The organism is Escherichia sp. WS1152, assembly GCF_046487665.1.
GTDB classification, from domain to species: Bacteria; Pseudomonadota; Gammaproteobacteria; order Enterobacterales; family Enterobacteriaceae; genus Escherichia; species Escherichia coli.
In genome coordinates, this window is record NZ_JBJQJA010000045.1 from 1 (window position 1) to 4,534 (window position 4,534).

4 protein-coding genes, 4 tRNA genes and 1 rRNA gene are annotated in these 4,534 nt (G+C 48.1%); 1 reads left to right on the plus strand and 8 read right to left on the minus strand.

Annotated elements, in window-relative coordinates:
- The 5 genes from ACJHW7_RS25050 to ACJHW7_RS25070 all read right to left on the minus strand — a co-directional run.
- Positions 1–421, minus strand: a 421-nt coding sequence (locus tag ACJHW7_RS25050) for a GTP-binding protein (protein ID WP_001492474.1), incomplete at its 3' end; no start/stop codon positions are given.
- Between the two features lie 114 nt (positions 422–535).
- A tRNA-Thr gene (locus ACJHW7_RS25055) sits at positions 536–611 on the minus strand.
- A 6-nt stretch (positions 612–617) separates the two neighbouring features.
- A tRNA-Gly gene (locus ACJHW7_RS25060) sits at positions 618–692 on the minus strand.
- Between the two features lie 116 nt (positions 693–808).
- Positions 809–893: transfer RNA gene (locus tag ACJHW7_RS25065), tRNA-Tyr, on the minus strand.
- A gap of 8 nt (positions 894–901) precedes the next feature.
- Positions 902–977, minus strand: a tRNA-Thr gene (locus ACJHW7_RS25070).
- A gap of 361 nt (positions 978–1,338) precedes the next feature.
- On the opposite strand from ACJHW7_RS25070, the gene coaA reads away from it, so the two are divergent.
- Positions 1,339–2,289, plus strand: a complete 951-nt coding sequence (gene coaA / locus ACJHW7_RS25075; protein WP_000023081.1) for a type I pantothenate kinase — start codon at positions 1,339–1,341, stop codon at positions 2,287–2,289.
- Between the two features lie 28 nt (positions 2,290–2,317).
- On the opposite strand, the gene birA is transcribed toward coaA, so the two are convergent.
- The 3 genes from birA to rrf all read right to left on the minus strand — a co-directional run.
- Positions 2,318–3,283, minus strand: coding sequence for a bifunctional biotin--[acetyl-CoA-carboxylase] ligase/biotin operon repressor BirA (gene birA, locus ACJHW7_RS25080; protein ID WP_000654614.1), 966 nt, complete (start codon positions 3,281–3,283; stop codon positions 2,318–2,320).
- Positions 3,280–4,308, minus strand: coding sequence for a UDP-N-acetylmuramate dehydrogenase (gene murB, locus ACJHW7_RS25085; protein WP_001016659.1), 1,029 nt, complete (start codon positions 4,306–4,308; stop codon positions 3,280–3,282). The genes birA and murB overlap by 4 nt, the downstream gene beginning before the upstream one ends.
- Positions 4,309–4,444: 136 nt before the next feature.
- Positions 4,445–4,534: ribosomal RNA gene (rrf, locus tag ACJHW7_RS25090) — 5S ribosomal RNA — on the minus strand; the annotation flags it as partial.

The following is a 4,534-nucleotide window of genomic DNA, read 5'->3' on the forward strand; positions in this document are numbered from 1 at the left end:
CCATGTCGCATTTGTTCAGGAACACGATGATGTACGGAACGCCTACCTGACGACCCAGCAGGATGTGCTCACGAGTCTGCGGCATCGGGCCGTCAGTCGCAGCAACTACCAAGATCGCGCCGTCCATCTGAGCAGCACCGGTGATCATGTTTTTAACATAGTCGGCGTGCCCCGGGCAGTCTACGTGTGCGTAGTGACGGGTCGGGGTGTCGTATTCAACGTGAGAAGTGTTGATGGTGATACCACGAGCTTTTTCTTCCGGCGCGTTATCGATCTGGTCGAATGCGCGAGCAGCACCGCCGTAGGTTTTAGCCAGTACGGTAGTGATTGCAGCGGTCAGCGTTGTTTTACCATGGTCAACGTGGCCGATAGTACCGACGTTAACGTGCGGTTTTGTACGTTCAAACTTTTCTTTAGACATCGATTGTCCCTCTAAGACACGGATAAATCGGTGATATCACCACATCAACCAGGCAACATGCCCGACTTGTTGAATGCAATAAACAGAAGGAAAAAACAGGGAGGAGAAAAGAAGTGGTGCTGATAGGCAGATTCGAACTGCCGACCTCACCCTTACCAAGGGTGCGCTCTACCAACTGAGCTATATCAGCACATCTTGGAGCGGGCAGCGGGAATCGAACCCGCATCATCAGCTTGGAAGGCTGAGGTAATAGCCATTATACGATGCCCGCATCCTGGAACTCGGCTACCTGATTTTCATTCTGCACTGAATATCGAGAGAAGCTCTCTTTATTCGAGCCGGTAAGCGAACTTATCGTCTCGGGCTACGCCATCGCGTGGCCGAAATTGGTGGTGGGGGAAGGATTCGAACCTTCGAAGTCTGTGACGGCAGATTTACAGTCTGCTCCCTTTGGCCGCTCGGGAACCCCACCGGACTTGATGGTGCCGACTACCGGAATCGAACTGGTGACCTACTGATTACAAGTCAGTTGCTCTACCTACTGAGCTAAGTCGGCATCAAGTAGCGCGCATTCTATGGAGACATGCGAGTTCATGCAACTAAAAAATTGCATAATTTGTTTTATTGGTCACATTTTATGCGACACGATGAAGAAACAGCCGAATGGAGGGCAGATTAGCACACTTTTTCAACATCATTGTGCTCAACAATGCGCTCCTGCTAAACCATAATTCTTTTTATCAGATGGAATATCTGTCACATTGCTTTTCAACGATAGCTTCCTGGGAGAGATTTTTTCTTATTATTCCTCCCCATCTGGTGTTACCCTCCTGCCCATTAACCCATTCAACAGAACTGTGACGCGCCATGGCAAATATCGCTTTGCCGATAGAGCTATGACCGCCAGAAACATGCTTATGAGTATAAAAGAGCAAACGTTAATGACGCCTTACCTACAGTTTGACCGCAACCAGTGGGCAGCTCTGCGTGATTCCGTACCTATGACGTTATCGGAAGATGAGATCGCCCGTCTCAAAGGTATTAATGAAGATCTCTCGTTAGAAGAAGTTGCCGAGATCTATTTACCTCTGTCACGTTTGCTGAACTTCTATATAAGCTCGAATCTGCGCCGTCAGGCAGTTCTGGAACAGTTTCTTGGTACCAACGGGCAACGCATTCCTTACATTATCAGTATTGCTGGTAGTGTCGCGGTGGGGAAAAGTACAACCGCCCGTGTATTGCAGGCACTATTAAGCCGTTGGCCGGAACATCGTCGTGTTGAACTGATCACTACAGATGGCTTCCTTCACCCTAATCAGGTTCTGAAAGAACGTGGTCTGATGAAGAAGAAAGGCTTCCCGGAATCGTATGATATGCATCGCCTGGTGAAGTTTGTTTCCGATCTCAAGTCCGGCGTGCCAAACGTTACAGCCCCTGTTTACTCGCATCTTATTTATGATGTGATCCCGGATGGAGATAAAACTGTTGTTCAGCCTGATATTTTAATTCTTGAAGGGTTAAATGTCTTACAGAGCGGGATGGATTATCCACACGATCCACATCATGTATTTGTTTCTGATTTTGTCGATTTTTCGATATATGTTGATGCTCCGGAAGACTTACTTCAGACGTGGTATATCAACCGTTTTCTGAAATTCCGCGAAGGGGCTTTTACAGACCCGGATTCCTATTTTCATAACTACGCGAAATTAACTAAAGAAGAAGCTATTAAGACTGCCATGACGTTGTGGAAAGAGATCAACTGGCTGAACTTAAAGCAAAATATTCTACCTACTCGCGAGCGCGCCAGTTTAATCCTGACGAAAAGTGCTAATCATGCGGTAGAAGAGGTCAGACTACGCAAATAATTTGCAGGGGAGCTAATGCTCCCCTTTCTTATTTTTCTGCACTACGCAGGGATATTTCACCGCCCATCCAGGGTTTTATTATTCCGTCCTGCTCAAGCAATAAAGCGCCTTGTTTGTCTATTCCGCGTGAAATGCCAAATATTTCTTTATCACCAATGATAAGTTTCACTGGGCGATTAATAAAATTATCCAGCTTTTCCCAGCGCGAAAGATAAGGTGCCAATCCTTCTTGTTCGAAGAGTTCCAGCGCCGCGCGTAATTCACGTATTAGCATGGCCGCCAACGTATTACGATCGAGATTGATCCCCGCTTCCTGCAGCGTGATCCACCCCTGATTAACGACACTCTCTTCAACACGACGCATTGCCATGTTGATCCCGGCTCCAATGACTATTTGCGCCGCATCGCCGGTTTTGCCAGTCAGCTCCACAAGAATGCCTGCCAGCTTGCGATCCTGCAGATAGAGGTCATTAGGCCATTTGACACGAACTTTATCTGCTCCCAGCTTGCGTAATACTTCCGCCATCACGATACCGATAACCAGACTTAAACCAATCGCCGCCGCCGGGCCTTGTTCCAGACGCCAGAACATCGACAAATATAAGTTTGCGCCAAAAGGCGAAAACCATTTCCGCCCCCGGCGACCACGGCCAGCCTGCTGGTATTCTGCAACGCAGGCATCGCCCGATTTAAGCTCTCCGATACGATCAAGAAGGTACTGATTCGTGGAGTCAATAACTGGCAGCACGGCTACACTACCGCCATCCAGCTGACCCAATATCTGTTCAGCATTAAGTAACTGGATGGGCTCAGGCAGGCTGTATCCTTTACCCGGAACGGTAAAGACATCAACGCCCCAGTCACGCAGTGTCTGAATGTGTTTATTAATAGCCGCCCGGCTCATTCCTAACGTTTCACCCAACTGCTCACCTGAGTGAAATTCGCCATTCGCTAACAGCGCGATTAATTTCAGTGGCACGGTGTTATCCTTCATGAAATTGTCTCCACTGCGCTCACTTCACCTGATGCACCAATAAAGCGGACTTCAGGCTCAAGCCAGACATTAAATTTTTCACCCACTTTTTGTCTTACATGGTGTGCCAGTTGCACCACATCTTCGCTTTTTGCATTGTCTTCATTAATGAGAACTAACGCCTGTTGACGGTGCACCGCAGCCCCACCCATTTGCATCCCTTTTAGCTGGCACTGATCGATAAGCCAACCTGCTGCCAGTTTTACTGAACCATCCGCCTGGGGGTAATTTGGTGCTGTTGGAAATTGTGACAGTAATGCTTTAGCCGTTTCGGCAGATACAACAGGGTTTTTGAAGAAACTACCGGCATTGCCATTCACTTTTGGATCAGGGAGTTTGGTGGTGCGCATATGACACACCGCATCAAATACTTGCTGTGGCGTTACTGTTGTAGGATCCAGACGAGTTAAGTCACCATACGTTAGTACAGGTTGCCACTCTTTTGGCAGACGCAGACCTACGGCTACAATGGCGAAGCGGTCCTGGTATTCATGTTTAAAAATACTGTCGCGATAGCCAAAACGGCACTCTTTGGCAGTTAAGCGCACTTGCTTGCCTGTCGCCAGTTCAACACAATCAACATAAGCGCAAACTCGCTGTAATTCTACGCCATAAGCACCAATATTCTGGATAGGTGATGAGCCGACACAACCAGGAATTAATGCCAGATTTTCCAGACCAGGCATACCTTCCTGCAAAGTGTATTTTACCAGGCGATGCCAGTTTTCTCCGGCTCCTACATGTAAATACCACGCATCAGGTTCATCATGAATTTCGATACCTTTGATCCGGTTGATGATCACCGTGCCGCGATAGTCTTCCAGAAAAAGTACATTACTTCCTTCACCCAGAATAAGAACGGGTTGCCCTTCTGCGGTTGCATGCTGCCAGGCATTGAGTAGTTGTTGTTCGTCTTCGGCACATACAATGTGCTGAGCATTATGATCAATGCCAAATGTGTTCCAGGGTTTTAAGGAGTGGTTCATAGCTGCTTTCCTGATGCAAAAACGAGGCTAGTTTACCGTATCTGTGGGGGGATGGCTTGTAGTTATGACGACAGGGAGAGTTTGTAGAAACGCAAAAAGGCCCAGTCTTCCGACCGGGCCTTCTGCTTAATTTGATGCCTGGCAGTTCCCTACTCTCGCATGGGGAGACCCCACACTACCATCGGCGCTACGGCGTTTCACTTCTGAGTTCGGCATGGGGTCAGGT